The 15,203-nt window shown below is 65.3% G+C and carries 13 protein-coding genes; 7 read left to right on the top strand and 6 right to left on the bottom strand.

The genetic code is table 11. The features are described 5' to 3' along the window. Window positions 1-54 precede the first annotated feature (54 nt). Window positions 55-1,296: a formate-dependent phosphoribosylglycinamide formyltransferase gene (gene purT, locus N0K08_RS07425; RefSeq protein ID WP_261499480.1), complete on the top strand. Its 1,242-nt coding sequence runs from the start codon at window positions 55-57 to the stop codon at window positions 1,294-1,296. A gap of 21 nt (window positions 1,297-1,317) precedes the next feature. Here purT and N0K08_RS07420 read toward each other — a convergent pair whose 3' ends face one another. Beyond that, window positions 1,318-2,370 (bottom strand): sterol desaturase family protein, encoded by a 1,053-nt coding sequence (locus N0K08_RS07420; protein ID WP_261499479.1) that lies wholly within the window; start codon window positions 2,368-2,370, stop codon window positions 1,318-1,320. Window positions 2,371-2,686: 316 nt separating this feature from the next. Here N0K08_RS07420 and N0K08_RS07415 point away from each other — a divergent pair, with 316 nt between their 5' ends. Next, window positions 2,687-3,745 carry a BKACE family enzyme gene (locus tag N0K08_RS07415; protein ID WP_261499478.1) on the top strand — a complete coding sequence of 353 codons (1,059 nt, stop codon included), beginning with the start codon at window positions 2,687-2,689 and terminating at the stop codon, window positions 3,743-3,745. 12 nt (window positions 3,746-3,757) lie between these two features. Here N0K08_RS07415 and N0K08_RS07410 read toward each other — a convergent pair whose 3' ends face one another. Further along, entirely contained in the window at window positions 3,758-4,759 is a 1,002-nt protein-coding gene (locus N0K08_RS07410; protein ID WP_261499477.1) for an AraC family transcriptional regulator, read from the bottom strand. Window positions 4,760-5,012: 253 nt separating this feature from the next. On the opposite strand from N0K08_RS07410, the gene N0K08_RS07405 reads away from it, so the two are divergent. Then, a complete protein-coding gene (locus N0K08_RS07405) occupies window positions 5,013-5,855 on the top strand; it encodes a TauD/TfdA dioxygenase family protein (RefSeq protein ID WP_261499476.1) in 843 nt (280 codons plus the stop codon). Window positions 5,856-5,881: 26 nt separating this feature from the next. Next, complete coding sequence (locus N0K08_RS07400; protein ID WP_261499475.1) at window positions 5,882-6,874, top strand: Bug family tripartite tricarboxylate transporter substrate binding protein; 993 nt, start codon at window positions 5,882-5,884, stop codon at window positions 6,872-6,874. 54 nt (window positions 6,875-6,928) lie between these two features. Here the strand turns inward: N0K08_RS07400 and N0K08_RS07395 are convergent, their stop codons facing one another. The 3 genes from N0K08_RS07395 to N0K08_RS07385 all read right to left on the bottom strand — a co-directional run bounded on the left by N0K08_RS07395 (window position 6,929) and on the right by N0K08_RS07385 (window position 11,204). After that, window positions 6,929-7,486 carry a DNA-3-methyladenine glycosylase I gene (locus N0K08_RS07395; protein ID WP_261499474.1) on the bottom strand — a complete coding sequence of 186 codons (558 nt, stop codon included), beginning with the start codon at window positions 7,484-7,486 and terminating at the stop codon, window positions 6,929-6,931. Window positions 7,487-7,640: 154 nt separating this feature from the next. After that, window positions 7,641-9,122, bottom strand: coding sequence for an AMP nucleosidase (locus N0K08_RS07390; protein ID WP_261499473.1), 1,482 nt, complete (start codon window positions 9,120-9,122; stop codon window positions 7,641-7,643). Window positions 9,123-9,125: 3 nt separating this feature from the next. Beyond that, window positions 9,126-11,204, bottom strand: a complete 2,079-nt coding sequence (locus N0K08_RS07385) for a putative bifunctional diguanylate cyclase/phosphodiesterase (RefSeq protein ID WP_261499472.1) — start codon at window positions 11,202-11,204, stop codon at window positions 9,126-9,128. Between the two features lie 167 nt (window positions 11,205-11,371). On the opposite strand from N0K08_RS07385, the gene dbpA reads away from it, so the two are divergent. The 3 genes from dbpA (at window position 11,372) to dtd (ending at window position 14,298) form a co-directional block, all read left to right on the top strand. Beyond that, window positions 11,372-12,769 (top strand): ATP-dependent RNA helicase DbpA, encoded by a 1,398-nt coding sequence (dbpA, locus tag N0K08_RS07380; RefSeq protein WP_261499471.1) that lies wholly within the window; start codon window positions 11,372-11,374, stop codon window positions 12,767-12,769. Window positions 12,770-12,832: 63 nt separating this feature from the next. Then, complete coding sequence (locus N0K08_RS07375; protein ID WP_261499470.1) at window positions 12,833-13,843, top strand: cation diffusion facilitator family transporter; 1,011 nt, start codon at window positions 12,833-12,835, stop codon at window positions 13,841-13,843. Further along, window positions 13,840-14,298 (top strand): D-aminoacyl-tRNA deacylase, encoded by a 459-nt coding sequence (dtd, locus tag N0K08_RS07370; protein ID WP_261499468.1) that lies wholly within the window; start codon window positions 13,840-13,842, stop codon window positions 14,296-14,298. Before N0K08_RS07375 ends, dtd begins: the two co-directional genes overlap by 4 nt. Window positions 14,299-14,301: 3 nt before the next feature. Here the strand turns inward: dtd and N0K08_RS07365 are convergent, their stop codons facing one another. Continuing rightward, window positions 14,302-15,054, bottom strand: coding sequence for a sulfite exporter TauE/SafE family protein (locus N0K08_RS07365; protein WP_261499466.1), 753 nt, complete (start codon window positions 15,052-15,054; stop codon window positions 14,302-14,304). Between the last annotated feature and the right edge of the window lie 149 nt (window positions 15,055-15,203).

Here is a 15,203-nt window from a genome sequence, read left to right as displayed (position 1 = left end):
ACGCCTGGCGCCGCCGGATTCCTTCGCCCCCCTTGTCTTCTCGGATCGACTGCCATGACCACCCTCGGAACCCCGCTCTCCCCCCACGCCACCAAAGTCATGCTGCTGGGCAGCGGCGAACTGGGCAAGGAGGTGTTGATCGCCTTGCAGCGCCTGGGCGTCGAAACGATTGCCGTGGACCGCTACGACAACGCGCCGGGCCAGCAGCTGGCGCACCGGGCGCACACCATTGCCATGAGCGATCCGGCCCAGCTCAAGGCGCTGATCGAAGCGGAAAAGCCCGACTGGGTGGTGCCCGAGATCGAGGCGATTGCCACGCCCATGCTCGAAGAGCTGGAAGCCGCGGGCGTGGTCAAGGTCGTGCCCACGGCGCGCGCCGCGCGCCTGACCATGGACCGCGAAGGCATTCGCCGCCTCGCGGCCGAAACCCTGGGCTTGCCGACCAGCCCTTACCGTTTCTGCGACTCGCTGGAACAGCTGCAGGCCGCGATTGACGGCAGCGACGGCCAGGCGGCGATCGGCTACCCCTGTGTGGTCAAGCCGGTCATGAGCAGCTCGGGCAAGGGCCAGAGCAAGATCGACGGCGCGCAGGACGTGGCCAAGGCCTGGGATGTGGCCATGGCCGGCGGCCGGGTCAACCACGGCCGGGTGATCGTCGAAGGTTTCATCGATTTCGACTACGAGATCACGCTGCTGACGGTGCGCGCGCGCGGCGCCGACGGCCAGGTGCAGACGCATTACTGCGCGCCCGTGGGCCATCTGCAGCAAAGCGGCGATTACGTCGAGAGCTGGCAGCCCCAGGCGATGGCGCCGGCGGCGCTGGACAAGGCCCAGGCGATTGCGCTGGCCGTGACCCACAACCTGGGACAGGGCCATGACGGCCAGCCTTCGGGCCTGGGCCTGTACGGCGTGGAGCTGTTCGTGCGCGGCGACGACGTCTGGTTCAGCGAAGTCAGCCCGCGTCCGCACGACACCGGCCTGGTCACGCTGGCCACGCAGTGGCAAAGCGAGTTCGAGCTGCATGCGCGCGCCATCCTGGGCCTGCCCGTCGACACGACGCTGCGCAACCCGGGCGCGAGCGCCGTGATCTATGGCGGCGTGGACGGTGTGGACATGGTGTTTGACGGCGTCGAAGAGGCCCTGGCCGTGCCCGGCACCGACCTGCGCCTGTTCGGCAAGCCAGAGAGCTTCATCAAGCGCCGCATGGGCGTGGCCCTGGCGCGCCACGAGGACGTGGAAGTCGCGCGCGCGCGTGCACGGCTCGCGGCCAGCAAGGTCAAGCCGCGCCTGGGCTGAGGCCTTTGCGCGCGGCCGGCGCTAGACCTGTTCCGGCCGCGCTGCGTGCACGGTCGGAGGTGCTGCAGCGTCGTCATGGATGGGCACATTGCCCGGGCCGAACGACACATCGCCCGGGCGCCAGCCCGCGCGGCAGCTGACCGCACCCCAGAAGCGCCGCAGCGAATGCCATTGCATGGCAATCACGCCGCGGCCGTTGTCGGCATCGACCGCGGGATCGCCGACCCCCGTGGGGCGCAGCGGCACACCGTACAGCGCGGTGCCGAACAGGCGATCCCAGACCGGCAGCACCTGTCCGTAGTTGCAGTTGTGCAGCGTGGGCTGCTCCGGGTCGCGCAGCATGTGGTGCAGGCGGTGAAAGCGGGGGCCGACGATCCATTTCTCGCCCAGTCGGCCCAGCCATCCGAGCTGCAGTCGCACATTGGCATGCGAGAAGTTCTGCACCAGCTCGCTGACCAGCATAAGCAGTGCAAATTCGGACGGCTCCACCCCCATGAGCAAGCCCACGGTCGCCAGGACGAGAGCCTCCAGTACACCGTCGAGGTAGTTGCTGCGGTCGTTGGTCCAGCAGCTCATCTGTCTTTGGCTGTGGTGCATGCTGTGCATCGCCCACCACCAGGGAATGGCGTGCTGGGCGCGGTGCATCCAGTAATACACCAGATCGTAGACCAGGTAGTACAGCAGGAACAGGGCGACCGGGTGGTCGTCAAACCAGGGAATCCAGGCCTTGAGGCCGCTGGCGTTTTCGGCGGCCGGGCCGCCGCCCAGCAGGCCGGCGAAAGGCATCAGCACCAGAAAGCTGAACAGCGGCAGCAGCCCGAACAGCACCAGCAAGGTGTAGTTGCGGTCCACCGTGGTCAGGCGCCGGTCTTCCCAATGCTCCGCGGGCAGCAGGCTTTCCAGCGGACGCATGACGCCGGCGATGAGGAACAATTGCAGCGCGGCGATGAGCACGGCCTCGGCAATCTCACGCGGATCGCCCGCCGCAGTGCCTATGTGCAGCCAGGCCAGCACGGGCTGCACGCCTTGTGTCGCAAGCCAATCCACCGCTTGCGACCATGACCACCACGACATAAACGCTGCTCCAACGGTTGGCATTGACGCGGATTATGCGCCGTGGCTTGCGGTTCGCGCGTGGCTGGCTGTGCGCGGAGCCTGGCACATTGGCGCCAAATGAACAGTGTGCCGCACGTTATGGCAAATGCTTTTGTGCGCCTGTGGCCTACAGTGAAAGCGTTCCAGGATTTTGTTGGTGTATATGTTTTCTGCTGCAAACAAGCATGCATCCAATATCGCAAGAATAGCGATTTATGTGGGTTTATCTTGTTTTTCTGCGGCGGAGGCATCGCTGGCCAAGTCTGTTGGGCGTATTTTCATCTGGAGACAAATAATGAATTTTCTCGACGGCCACCTCTACCCTGAAAACCAGCAACCCCTGGTGATTACTGCTGCGCCTTACGCGCCTGGTTATCTGCCTTCGGATTTTCCTGAAGATATTCCAATCACCATGGAAGACCAGATCCAGAAGGCAGTCGACTGCTATAACGCGGGTGCCACCATCCTGCACCTGCATGTGCGCGAACTCGATGGCAAGGGCTCCAAGCGCCTGTCGAAATTCAATGAACTGATTGCCGGCGTGCGCGCCCGCGTGCCGGAAATGATCATCCAGGTGGGCGGTTCCATCAGCTTTGCGCCCGAAGGCGAAGGCGAAGCCGCCAAGTGGCTCAGCGACGACACGCGCCACATGCTGGCCGAGCTGGACCCCAAGCCCGACCAGGTGACGGTGACGGTCAACACCACCTTGATGAATGTGACCGAGCACGCGGAAGACGCGGATTACGCCGGGCTGTCGCGTGGCTCCGACGCCTTTTTCAATTCCTACAAGGAAATGTTTGTTCCCTCGGGTCCGGGCTGGGTGGAAGAGCATATTCGCCGCCTGAACAAGGCCGGTATCCAGAGCGCTTTCCAGTGCTACAACATCAACAGCTTTGAAACCGTGGAGCGACTGATGCGCCGCGGTATCTATAAAGGACCGCTGGCAATGAACTGGGTGGCCTTGAGCGGCGGCATGGACAAGCCCAGCATTTACAGCCTGGCCAATATGCTGCGTGACGTGCCCAATGGCGCCATGCTGACGGTGGAAAGCAATCAGCGCAATGTGCTGCCCGTGAATATGATGGGGATTGCCCTGGGCCTGCATGTGCGTTGCGGCATCGAAGACGGTGTCTGGAACCAGCAGCGCAACGGCAAGGCCAGCAGCGTGTCGCAGATTGAACAGCTGGTGCGTATTTCGCGCGAGTTCGGCCGGCCCATCGCGACCGCCAAGGAAGCGCGCGCGATCTGCAAAATCGGCGTGTGGTATGACACCGTCGAGGAGAGCCTGGAAGCCAACGGCTTTGCCCCGAACCGCAAAGGCGCCAACCAGGGCTTTCTGCTCAAGACGGCCTGAAGAATCCAGGCCTCAGGCCTGCAGCGCGCGGCTTGCCGTGGCGCTGCAGCCAAATTGCGCGCCGTACCAGCGGGAAAAACTGCTGGCGGTGGCAAAGCCCAGGATTTCCGTCACTTCGCTCAGGGAGCGGTCGCTTTCGAGCACATAGCGGGTGACCAGCTCCTTGCGCATGTCGTTGATCAGCGATGAAAAGCTTTGATCGTCCTCGGCCAGGCGCCGCTGCACGGTGCGGGGCTTGACGCCCAGGTGTTCGCTGACGGTCTTGATGCTGCAGCGCCCGCTGGGCAGCAGCAGCAAGATGGTGCGCCGCAGATCGCCCAGCAATTGGCTTTTGGGCGATTGGACGGTGTCGTTGATCAGCTTCTGCGCGTAGCGCGCCATGGCCGGGTCGGCATACGGGATGCGCGTATCCAGGTCCGCCTTGTGGCAGATGATGCCGTTGGAAGTGTGGCCAAACTCGATGGCATGGCCGAAAACCTGGGTGTGCACGGTCAGATCGCGCGGCGCCGTATGTTCGAAGCACACGCACCGGGGCTGCCAATCATCGTTGTCGACCAGTTTGCGGATGATGCTCATCATCACCCCCAGGGCCAGCTCTACGCGCTGGCGTGTGGATTGGTGCCGACCGGCCACCACGGCCTCGCGAATCATCACCATGCCGTCGCGCTCTTCCAGCGCAATCAGCAGCGTGCCGCTGAGTGCCGTCTGATAGCGCATGAGCATGTTCAGTGCGTCGCGCAGCGTCGCCTGATCGCGCATCAGCAAGCCCACGGGGCCGAGGTTGGAGAGCAGGCGTGAGCGGGTCATGCTCAGACCGAAACTCTCATTGCCCGAAGCCACGGCCGAGGCCTGCAGCAAGCGGCTGAAGGCATCGACGGGAATCATCAGATCGGGCTCGTCCAGCACGCTGGGATTGAGCCCCGCATCCAGCAGCATGCGCGCGGGATTGAGCCCCGACGCGCTGGCCACTTCGCGGTAATTGGTGAGGCAGGCTGCGCGGGTGAGAGGCGCCATCGATCGATCTACCAAAGGTTTGTCATCCATGGGCAAGCGCAGACAGCGGACCGTTGACGCACTTGAGTGATCGCTTGCTCGCGATTTCGGGGAAGTGTACTGCCGCCTCACAAATTGGCGAGGGGCGGGCGCCAGTGTTTTCCCTTGGCTGTCATCCACGGCTAAATGCCGGCGCTTTTGGCTAACTGCGCCGGCTTGTCCACGCCCAACAATGAATGCGTACGCAGGCATTGGCACAGCAATTGGAGAATCCATGAAGGTCGAAAAAATGACGTGCACCATCGGTGCCGAGGTGTCCGGCGTCAGCCTGGGCGAGGCTTCGCGCAGTACGGCGCTGGCGGATGAGATCAAGGGGCTGCTGCTGCAGCACAAGGTGCTTTTCTTTCGCGACCAGGACATCACGCGGGCGGAACACGTGGCCTTCGCCCGGCATTTTGGCGAGCTGGAAGACCATCCCGTGGTGGGCAGCGACCCGGAGCATCCTGGTCTGGTGCAGATCTACCGCAACGACAAGAGCGACAACTTCGAGAACAGTTTTCACACCGACGGACAGTGGCGCGAAAAGCCTCCCATGGGTTGCGTGCTGCGCTGCATTGAATCCCCGCCAGTGGGTGGCGACACCATCTGGGTGAACATGGCCGAGGCCTATCGCAACTTGCCTGAAGACATCAAGGCAAAAATCGAGAACCTCAAGGTCAAGTGCAGCATCGAGCATTCCTTCGGTGCCTCCATGCCCGAGGAAAAGCGCCATGCCCTGGCCAAGGCGAATCCCATGGTGGAGCACCCCGTGGTGCGCACCCATCCCGAAACGGGCGAAAAGATTCTGTACGCCTGCGGTTTCGCCACGCATTTTGCGAACTACCACACCCCCGACAACGTGCGCTACGGGCAAGACAAGACGCCGGGCGCCAGCATGCTGCTGAACTACCTGACCAGCCAGGCAGCCATTCCTGAATACCAGGTGCGCTTTCGCTGGAAACCCCACAGCGTGGCCATGTGGGACAACCGTTGCACGCAGCATTACGCGGTGCAGGACTACTGGCCCGCCCCACGAAAAATGGACCGTGCGGCCATCATGGGCGACCGCCCTTTCTAAGCTTTGCAGTGATTGGAGACGACACGATGAACAACAGCCAAAAAATGAACCGCCGCCGCCTGGTGCTTGCCGCTGCCTGCAGTCTGGCGTGTGGCGTGCATGCACAGCAGGCGCAGGTCACTTGGACCAACAAGCCTTTGCGCCTGGTCGTGGGCGGCCCCGCAGGCGGCACGGCCGACATGCTGGCGCGCCTGCTGGCCGAAGGGCTGTACCAGAAGCTGGGCAAGGTGGTGATCGTCGAATCCAAGCCCGGCGCCGCCGGCGCGCTGGCCATCAACGATTTGATCAGCAGCGGCAAGGACGGCTCGACCTTTCTGGTCGGCCAGGGCGGCTTCGTCAGCGAAACGCCCCTGGCCTACAAGGTGCACTACCAGCCGTTCAAGGACATCAAGCCGCTCGCGCAGCTCAGCCGCACAGCCCTGGTGCTGGTCGCCAACAAGGACTTTCCGGTGAACAATCTGCAGCAGCTGGCCGACTACGGCAAGGCGCAGAAGGACGGGGTGATGTTCGCTTCGTATGCCACGGGCATGCGCGCCCATACCTCGGGCGTGCTGTTGGGCCAGTTGATGGGCATCACCATGAAGCACGTGGGCTACAAGGGCTCGCCACCGGCGCTGACGGACCTGATGGGCGGGCATGTGCCCTTGGCGATGGACGGCGTGCTGACGTCGCTGCCGCTGATCAAGGCGGGCAAGATCAAGCCCCTGGCCGTGAATTACCCGACCCGCATCTCCGAGCTGCCGGACGTGCCCACGTTCAAGGAACTGGGCTATCCCCGCCTGTCCGAGGCGGGATGGATGGGCGTGTGGTCGCGTCCCGACGCGCCCCTGGAAGCACAGCAGGTGATCCGGGACGTATCCCTCAAATTCTTTGCCCAGCCCGAGATCCAGAAGAAAGTGCGCGAGATCGGCATGGAACCCGCGGGTTCGGCGACTTCCGAGGAGCTGGTGGCGGGATTGCGTGAGGAATCCAAACGCCAGGCCGAGCTGCTCAAGTCCATCGACTACCAGCCGCAATAAGCGCGCCGTCCGCGCTGCCGCGACGGCCCTATCGCCGCAGCGCCGTGACGTTCCTCATGCGCTCATCTGCGGGCGCCGAAAGCACGCTGCGGTGTGGTCGTCGACCATGCCCACGGCCTGCATCCAGGCATGGACTATCGTCGGCCCGACAAACTTGAAGCCGCGGCGCTTCATGTCCTTGGAGATCAGTGCGGACAGCTCGGTCTGCGTCGCATTGCCCGTGCCCTGCAACTGCCGGCCGTTGGTGAAGGACCAGCAGTAGTCGGCGAAGTCTTCGCCGCGCGCCTGCATCTCGAGAAAGATCTGGGCGCCGCGAATCGTCGCCTCAATCTTCGCCCGGGCGCGCACGATGCCGGCATTGCCCATCAGGCGTTCTACGTCCTGCGCACCGAAGGCCGCAACCGCCTGCGGATCGAAGCCGGCGAAAGCTTCGCGGAAGGCTTCGCGCTTGCGCAGAATGATTTCCCACGACAGTCCGGCCTGAAAGCCTTCGAGCATCAGCGTTTCCCACAGCATGCGTGGGTCGCGCACCGGCACGCCCCATTCGGTGTCGTGGTAGTGCTGCATCAGCGGGTCCGAGCCCGCCCAGGCACAGCGATGTACTTGGTTCATGGCGTGCGCTGAGAGCAGCTTTCGACAGGCATGGCAGGAGTCGGCAGAGCCGCTGCGGAGGGCGAATCGAGCCGCCGCCGGGCCGCCCCAAGGTGGCGAGGGCCCCCTCGGGGGGCAGCGACCCACACGCAGTGGGGGAGCGTGGGGGTCACATTCATTGAAATGCCACTTCGGCAAAGCTGCGCAGCTTGCGGCTGTGCAGGCGCTCGACGCCGCCTTCGCGCAGGATGTCGATGGCGCGCATGCCTATGCGCAAATGCTGGTCCACGCGCTCGCGGTAGAAGTGGTTGGCCATGCCGGGCAGCTTGATCTCGCCGTGTAACGGTTTGTCGCTGACGCACAGCAAGGTGCCGTAGGGCACGCGGAAGCGAAAGCCGTTGGCGGCGATGGTGGCGCTTTCCATGTCCAGGGCCACGGCCCGGCTCTGGCTGAAGCGCAGCTGGGGCGTGTTGTTGGGCAGCAGCTCCCAGTTGCGGTTGTCGGTGCTGGCCACGGTGCCGGTGCGCATGATGCGCTTGAGGTCGCTGCCGGGCATTTGCGTCACGTCGGCCACGGCCTGCTGCAGCGCGACCTGGATTTCGGCCAGCGCCGGGATGGGCACCCACAGCGGCAGTTCTTCGTCCAGCACATGGTCTTCGCGCACATAGGCGTGGGCCAGCACGTAGTCGCCCAGTTGCTGGCTGTTGCGCAATCCGGCGCAGTGGCCCAGCATCATCCAGGCGTGCGGGCGCAGCACGGCGATGTGGTCGGTGATGGTCTTGGCGTTGGCCGGGCCGACGCCGATGTTGACCATGGTCGTGCCGCTGCTGTCGGCGCGCACCAGGTGGTAGCCGGGCATTTGCGGCAGGCGCGGCGGCGGCGTGCCGAGTTCGTCGACGGCCTCGGCGGCCAGGCCGACGCGGCGCGTGACCACGTTGCCGGGCTCGACAAAGGCGATGTATTCGCTGTCGGGCTTGGCCATTTCGGCGTGGCCCAGGCGGATGAATTCGTCGATGTAGAACTGGTAGTTGGTGAACAGCACGAAGTTCTGGAACCACTCGGGCGCGGTGCCGGTGTAGTGGCGCAGTCGGTGCAGCGAGTAGTCGACGCGTGGCGCGGTGAACAGCGACAACGGCATTGCACCGCCGGGTTCGGGCTGCCAGGTGCCGTTGGCGATGCCGTCATCCATGGCCGCGAGATCGGGCAGGTCGAAGACATCACGCATCAGCAGGCGGCGGGCCGGCGTGAGCGAGCCTTCGATGTGGTCGTTCTCGGCGAAGGAGAAATGGATGGGAATCGGCTTGTCGCTGAGGCTGACTTCGAAATCCACCTGGTGGCTGGCGCGCAGCAGGCGCAGCTGCTCGGCGTAGTAGCCGGCAAACAGGTCGGGCCGCGTCAGCGTGGCTTCGTAGGTGCCCGGACCTTCGACAAAGCCATAGGCCAGCGGGCTGTCGGCGCGGGCCACCGTATGGGTGTGCACCCGCACTTTGGGATAGTAGGCGTGGACCGGAGACGAAGGCGTTTCGCCAGCGACAAAGCGCTGCATGGCGTCGCGCAGATGTTCGATCTGCTCGCGGTAGAGCTGCTGCACATGGGCGAGAGCCTGTTCCGGGGAGGTGTGCCGTGTGATGGCGCGGTCGTGAGAGAGCTGTTCCATGGCCTATTGTGCCTGTCTTGCGTGACAGTATTTTGTCTGCCATTGCCGCGCCTCTTCGGCCGCCATGGGCGGGGCAATGTGGAAGCCCTGGACCAGTTCGCAGCCCAGCTCGCGCAGGCGGTCGAACTGCGCGGCGGTTTCCACCCCTTCGGCCACGGTGTGCAGGCGCAGGCTGTGGGCCATTTGCACGATGGCCTTGACGATGGCCGCATCGTCGTCGCTCTCGGCGATGTCGTTGACGAACGAGCGGTCGATCTTGAGCTGGTGGATGGGGTGGCGCTTGAGGTAGGCCAGCGAGGAGTAGCCGGTGCCGAAGTCATCGATGGCCAGCTCCACGCCCAGCTGCTGGAGCGCGCGCAAGGTGTGCTGCACCTGGACGTCGGACTGCATCAGCGTGCTTTCGGTGAGTTCCAGGTGCAGCAGCTGCGGTGGCAGGCCGGTTTCCGCGAGCACCGTGGCCACTTCGGCGGCCAGGTTGTGGTGGCGGAATTCCAGCGCCGACATGTTCACGGCCACGGGCACGCGCGGCAGGCCCAGGGCATGCCAGGCCCGGGCCTGGCTGCAGGCCTGGCGCAGCACCCAGCGATCGATGGCCGTGATCAGGCCGCGGGATTCGGCAAAAGGCACGAACTCTTCGGGGCTGACCAGCCCGCGTTGCGGATGGCGCCAGCGCACCAGGGCTTCGAATCCCGCGAGCGCGCTGTTGTCCGTGCGCACCAGCGGCTGGTAGTGCAATTCGAATCCTCCCAGCGCGATCGCCTGGCGCAGCAACTGTTCCTGGTTGAGCATGCGGCTGGCCCGACCTTCGAGCTCAGGCGTGTAGAACTGGTGGTGGTTGCGGCCGCTGTCCTTGGCCAGGTTGCGGGCGGCGCCGGCATTGCGCAGCAGTGCTTCGGCGGAGTCGCCATCCTCGGGAAAGATGGCGATGCCTATGGAGGTGGCGATCACCAGTTGCTGGTCGGCCACATGGCAGGGCATTTCCAGCAACGTGGTCACCTGGCGGGTGATGATTTCGGTTTCCGCGCGCGTCGGGCCGCCCGTCAGTACGACGATGAATTCGTCGCTGCCGGCACGTGCCACCAGATCGGTGCTGCGCACGCAGCTGCGCAGGCGCTGCGCGACTTCGCACAGCACCTGGTCGCCAGCCTGGTGGCCCAGCGAATCGTTGATGGTCGTGAAGCGGTCCAGATCCAGGCACAGCACGGACACATGCGTGCTGTGCAGCTTGGCGCTGGCGATCAACTGCTGCAGCTGGTCGGTCAGGTACAGGCGGTTGGGCAGGCCGGTGAGCGCGTCGTGGTGGGCCAGAAAACGCATCTGGGCCCGGTCCCGGTGGCGCTGCGTGATGTCGCGCAGGACGACCAGGCGGTAGTCCTGCGCGCCCTGGTCCATGGGCATGGCGCGTGCGTCGAGTTCCATGGGAATCAGGTGCCCATCCTTGTGCCGCACCGTGACTTCGTAGGAGACATCTTTTCCGCTGTTCATGGCCTCGAGGGCCGGCAGCCAGTACTCCGGACCCAGGTGGTTGATCACGGACTGCCCGCGCAGCTCGTCGAGGCTGTAGCCTGTCATGCGCAGCAGGGCCGGATTGGCGTCTATGATCAGCCCGTTGCGGTGCAGCACGATGGCTTCCTGGGTGGCCTCGGAGAACTTGCGCATGCGCTCTTCGCTTTCGCGCTGCTGCTGCTCGACCGCACGGTCCAGGCTCAGGTCGCGTACCTGGACCACGGCGCCGCGCAGCACGCCTTGCTCCAGATGGGGCGTGAGCCGCACTTCCATTTCCCGCTGCGTGCCCTGGGGCGAGCGGGCCTGGCGGGTATAGCAGACGTACTCACCGCGCAGGCAGCGCTCGATATGGGGCGCAATCGCCTGCCAGCTTTCCTGGCCCAGGATTTCCCAGGGCAGCTTGTTCAGCACGGAGCTGGGCGTGAGCCCGTAGTAATTCGCATAACCCTGGTTGGCGAACCGGCAGCGCATGGTGCCGGCCTCGAAATAGGCCATGAGCCCGGGCGCTGCGTCGACAACTAGACGCAGCATGGCATTGCTGTCTATGGGGCTGGGCTCGGAGGGGCTGGCGGACATGAAACTTCCTGTGAAGTGTCTGTTTTATAACGCAAGCAGGCATTGTTTCGCAGCGGACAAGCCCTTGGCTTTAGCGTAGCGCGCGACATTGAGTCGCCAAGGGGCCGCATCTGGTGGTACAGCCCTGCGCTGCGCTGGGCGGACTTGACCACGGGATAATCGGGGCTATGAACGCATCTTCTCCTTCCGCCAGTACCGGTTTCGACACCCTGGCCCTCAGCCCAGCCATGCTGACCAATCTACAGCAGCTGGGCTATCACCAGATGACGCCTATCCAGGCTGCGAGCCTGCCGCCGGCACTGCTGGGCAAGGATTTGATCGCCCAGGCCAGCACCGGCAGCGGCAAGACCGCGGCCTTCGGCCTGGCCCTGCTGACCAAGCTCAATCCGCGCTGGTTCGCCGTGCAATCGCTGGTGCTGTGCCCGACGCGCGAGCTGGCCGATCAGGTGGCGACCGAAATCCGCCGTCTGGCCCGTGCGCACGACAACATCAAGGTCGTCACGGTGTATGGCGGCGTGCCTTCGCGCGCGCAGATCGCCAGCCTGGAAAACGGTGCCCACATCGTGGTCGGCACGCCCGGCCGGGTGATGGATTTGATGGAGCGCGGCGCCCTGGATCTGTCGGGCCTCAACACCCTGGTGCTGGACGAAGCCGATCGCATGCTGGACATGGGCTTTCACGCCGACATCGAAACCGTGGTGCGCCAGTGCCCGGCCGAACGCCAGACCCTGCTGTTTTCGGCCACCTACCCCGAAGGCATTGCCGACCTGAGCGCGCGCTTCATGAAGCAGCCCCAGCGCATCACCGTGCAGGCCCAGCACAGCGACGGCAAGATCGCCCAGCGCTGGTACGAAGTCAGCGAAGGCCAGCGCCTGCAGGCCGTGGCCGATCTGCTGCTGCATTTCCGTCCCGAGTCCAGCATTGCTTTTTGCAACACCAAGCAACAGTGCCGCGATCTGGTCAGCCTGCTGCAGGCCCAGGGCTTCAGCGCGCTGGCGCTGTATGGCGAGCTGGAGCAGCGCGAGCGCGACGAAGTGCTGGTGCAGTTTGCCAACCGCAGCTGTTCGGTGCTGGTGGCTACCGATGTGGCCGCGCGCGGCCTGGATATTTCCAATCTGGCGGCCGTCATCAACGTCGATGTCACGCCCGACTCCGAAATCCACATCCACCGCATCGGCCGCACGGGCCGCGGCGATGCCGAAGGCCTGGCGCTGAACCTGGCCAGCCTGGATGAAATGGGCAATGTGGGCAAGATCGAAGTGCTGCAAGGCAGGCCCTCGACCTGGTTCCCTTTGAGCGAGCTCACGCCGGCCAGCAACGAGCCGCTGGTGCCGCCCATGCAGACCATACAGATCATCGGTGGCCGCCGCGAGAAGATCCGCGCCGGCGACGTGATGGGCGCGATGACGGCCGACTTCGGCTACACCCGCGACCAGATCGGCAAGATCAACGTCAACGACTTCTCGACCTATGTCGCGGTCGACCGCCGCATTGCGGGCGCGGCCGTGGCCAAGCTCAACGCGGGCCGGGTCAAGGGCAAGAGCGTCAAGGCACGCCTGCTGTAATCCGATCCACGCCACGCTGGTGGCGCTGCGGCGCGGCCGGCCCATGTCCTGAGGGAGGGTCTCATGCTCGACGAATCGGTGTGGACTTCGCCGCGCGCGGTGCGCTGGCTGAGCCCGTCCAATCTGCTGCGGCTGTCGGTGGTCGTGGCCTTGCTGACGATTGTGCTCAAGACCCTGGCCTGGGCCATGACCGGCTCGGTCGGTCTGCTGTCGGACGCGCTGGAGTCGCTGGTGAACCTGGCCGGCGCGATCTTCGCCCTGACCATGGTCACCATCGCCCAGCGGCCGGCCGACGAGGACCATCCCTACGGGCATACCAAGGCCGAGTATTTTTCGGCCGGCTTCGAAGGCATTCTGGTGGTGGTGGCGGCGCTGGCCATTGTCTGGGCCGCGGTGCTGCGTCTGCAGGCTCCGGCGGCGCTGGAGCAGCTGGGCTGGGGCCTGGCGCTGTCGCTGGTGAGCACGGCGTTCAACGGCGCGCTGGCCTGGGTCATGTTCCGTTCGGCGCGCGTGCACCGCTCGATGGCGCTCGAAGGCGATGCCCGGCATTTGCTGACCGATGTCTGGACTTCTATCGGCGTGGTCGTCGGCCTGGTGGCCGCGCATCTCACGGGCTGGCTGTGGCTGGATGCCGCCGTGGCCATCGCCGTGGCGCTGAACATTTTCAAGGAAGGCCTGGTGCTGGTCTGGCGCTCGTCCCAGGGACTGATGGACAGGGCCGTGGAGCCCGAAGTGCTGGCACGCATTGAGGCCGAGCTGGCGCAGTACGCGACGCCCGAAGTGCACTTTGACCACCTGGTCACGCGCCGCGCCGGCCAGCGCTGCTTTGTCGATCTGCACATGCATGTGCCCGCCAACTGGACCCTGGGCCACGCGGCCCGGCTGCGCGCGCAGGTGGAGGCGGCGTTGATGCAGGCGGTGCTGGGCCTGCGCGCCACGATTGAACTGTTGCCCGAAGGGGCGACAACGGTATTTGAACAAACCGAGGCACTGGCCGCGGTGGCGATAGGACACAGCTCTGGGCAGTCCGCCGCCAGTGAACCGGCCGGACCGAGACAGGAAACAGCGACATGATGAGTGTTTTGCAGCGCGTGCGGCGCGCGCGCGTGGAAGTCGACGGCGCAGTCTGCGGCCAGATCGACCAGGGCTTGCTGGTGCTGGTCTGCGCCGAGCGCGGCGACAGCGAGGCCGAGGCCGACAAGCTGCTGGCCAAGCTGCTCAAGCTGCGCATCTTTGGCGATGAGCAGGGCAAGATGAACCGCAGCCTGCAGGACGTGGGTGGCGGCCTGCTGCTGGTGAGCCAGTTCACGCTGGCCGCCGATACCGCGGGCGGCAACCGGCCCAGCTTCAAGCAGGCGGCCGCGCCCGAAGAAGGCCGGCGCCTCTACGACTACCTGGTGCGGCAGGCCCAGGCCGCGCACGCCGTGGTGCAGACCGGCCGTTTCGCGGCCGACATGCAGGTGCACCTGGTCAATGACGGGCCGGTCACCCTGCCGCTGCGCATTGCGCCGAGCCTGCAGTCCGCGTGATGGCTATTGCTGCCAGAAGAACAGTCCCGACATTACCAGCCCGGTGACGACGATGCCGCCGCGCAGCCAGGGCGCGGGAATGCGCCGCGCCAGGCGCGCGCCGCCGTAGCCGCCCAGCGTGGCCGCGACCATCATGCCCAGGGCCTGCGGCCATTCGACCAGGCCGCCGGCTGCGTAGACCACCACGGCAATCGCGGTGAGCAGGGCCGAGACCAGATTCTTCATGCCGTTCATGGCCGCCAGCTGCGTCTGGCCCAGCAGGCCGAACAAGGCCAGTAGCACAATGCCCAGCCCGCCGTTGAAGTAGCCGCCGTAGATGGCCACGGCCAGCATGCCCAGACCGGCCTTGACGGCCGAAGGCGGGCCGTCGTGGGTGGTGCCCGCCGTCCAGCGCCGCAGCTGGGGGCCGAAAGCGAACATCGCGGTGGCCGCCAGCAGCAACCAGGGGACGACCTGGCGGAAGGTGGCGTCGGGCGTGAACAGCAGCAGCAGGGCGCCGGCCGCGCCGCCAAGCAGCGACAGCACGATCACGCTTTTGATGGCCAGGCCCGGTGGCGACCGCACGTCTTCGCGAAAGCCCCAGGCACCCGCGAGATAGCCCGGCAGCAGCGCCACCGTGCCCGTGGCATTGGCGACCACGGGAGGTATGCCGGTGAAGACCAGTGCCGGCAAGGTCAGAAAACTGCCGCCGCCGGCCACTGCGTTGAGCGCGCCGGCGACAAAGGCCGCCGCCAGCAACAAAATCCATTCACCCATGAGGCCTCCCAGTGGCGCGGGCGCGTGCGATATGCCGCGCTGCAGGCCAAACGCACCATCTTAGTGCGCGATCCCTGGGGCGAAGAGTGCACGCGTGACAGCGCCAGGGCAAAACAGTTGTGACCGTTTTGCATGGCGTGCGCGACGCG

It is taken from the genome of Acidovorax bellezanensis, from assembly GCF_025421555.1.
Classification (GTDB): domain Bacteria; phylum Pseudomonadota; class Gammaproteobacteria; order Burkholderiales; family Burkholderiaceae_C; genus Comamonas; species Comamonas bellezanensis.
The sequence above is the reverse complement of the archived record's forward strand: the minus strand, read 5'-3'. Positions and strand labels throughout refer to the sequence as shown.

Coding starts and splice junctions, on each gene's coding strand:
- purT (WP_261499480.1), top strand. CDS start 55: ATGACCACCCTCGGAACCCCGCTCTCCCCCCACGCCACCAAAGTCATG.
- N0K08_RS07420 (WP_261499479.1), bottom strand. CDS start 2,370: ATGTCGTGGTGGTCATGGTCGCAAGCGGTGGATTGGCTTGCGACACAA.
- N0K08_RS07415 (WP_261499478.1), top strand. CDS start 2,687: ATGAATTTTCTCGACGGCCACCTCTACCCTGAAAACCAGCAACCCCTG.
- N0K08_RS07410 (WP_261499477.1), bottom strand. CDS start 4,759: ATGGCGCCTCTCACCCGCGCAGCCTGCCTCACCAATTACCGCGAAGTG.
- N0K08_RS07405 (WP_261499476.1), top strand. CDS start 5,013: ATGAAGGTCGAAAAAATGACGTGCACCATCGGTGCCGAGGTGTCCGGC.
- N0K08_RS07400 (WP_261499475.1), top strand. CDS start 5,882: ATGAACAACAGCCAAAAAATGAACCGCCGCCGCCTGGTGCTTGCCGCT.
- N0K08_RS07395 (WP_261499474.1), bottom strand. CDS start 7,486: ATGAACCAAGTACATCGCTGTGCCTGGGCGGGCTCGGACCCGCTGATG.
- N0K08_RS07390 (WP_261499473.1), bottom strand. CDS start 9,122: ATGGAACAGCTCTCTCACGACCGCGCCATCACACGGCACACCTCCCCG.
- N0K08_RS07385 (WP_261499472.1), bottom strand. CDS start 11,204: ATGTCCGCCAGCCCCTCCGAGCCCAGCCCCATAGACAGCAATGCCATG.
- dbpA (WP_261499471.1), top strand. CDS start 11,372: ATGAACGCATCTTCTCCTTCCGCCAGTACCGGTTTCGACACCCTGGCC.
- N0K08_RS07375 (WP_261499470.1), top strand. CDS start 12,833: ATGCTCGACGAATCGGTGTGGACTTCGCCGCGCGCGGTGCGCTGGCTG.
- dtd (WP_261499468.1), top strand. CDS start 13,840: ATGATGAGTGTTTTGCAGCGCGTGCGGCGCGCGCGCGTGGAAGTCGAC.
- N0K08_RS07365 (WP_261499466.1), bottom strand. CDS start 15,054: ATGGGTGAATGGATTTTGTTGCTGGCGGCGGCCTTTGTCGCCGGCGCG.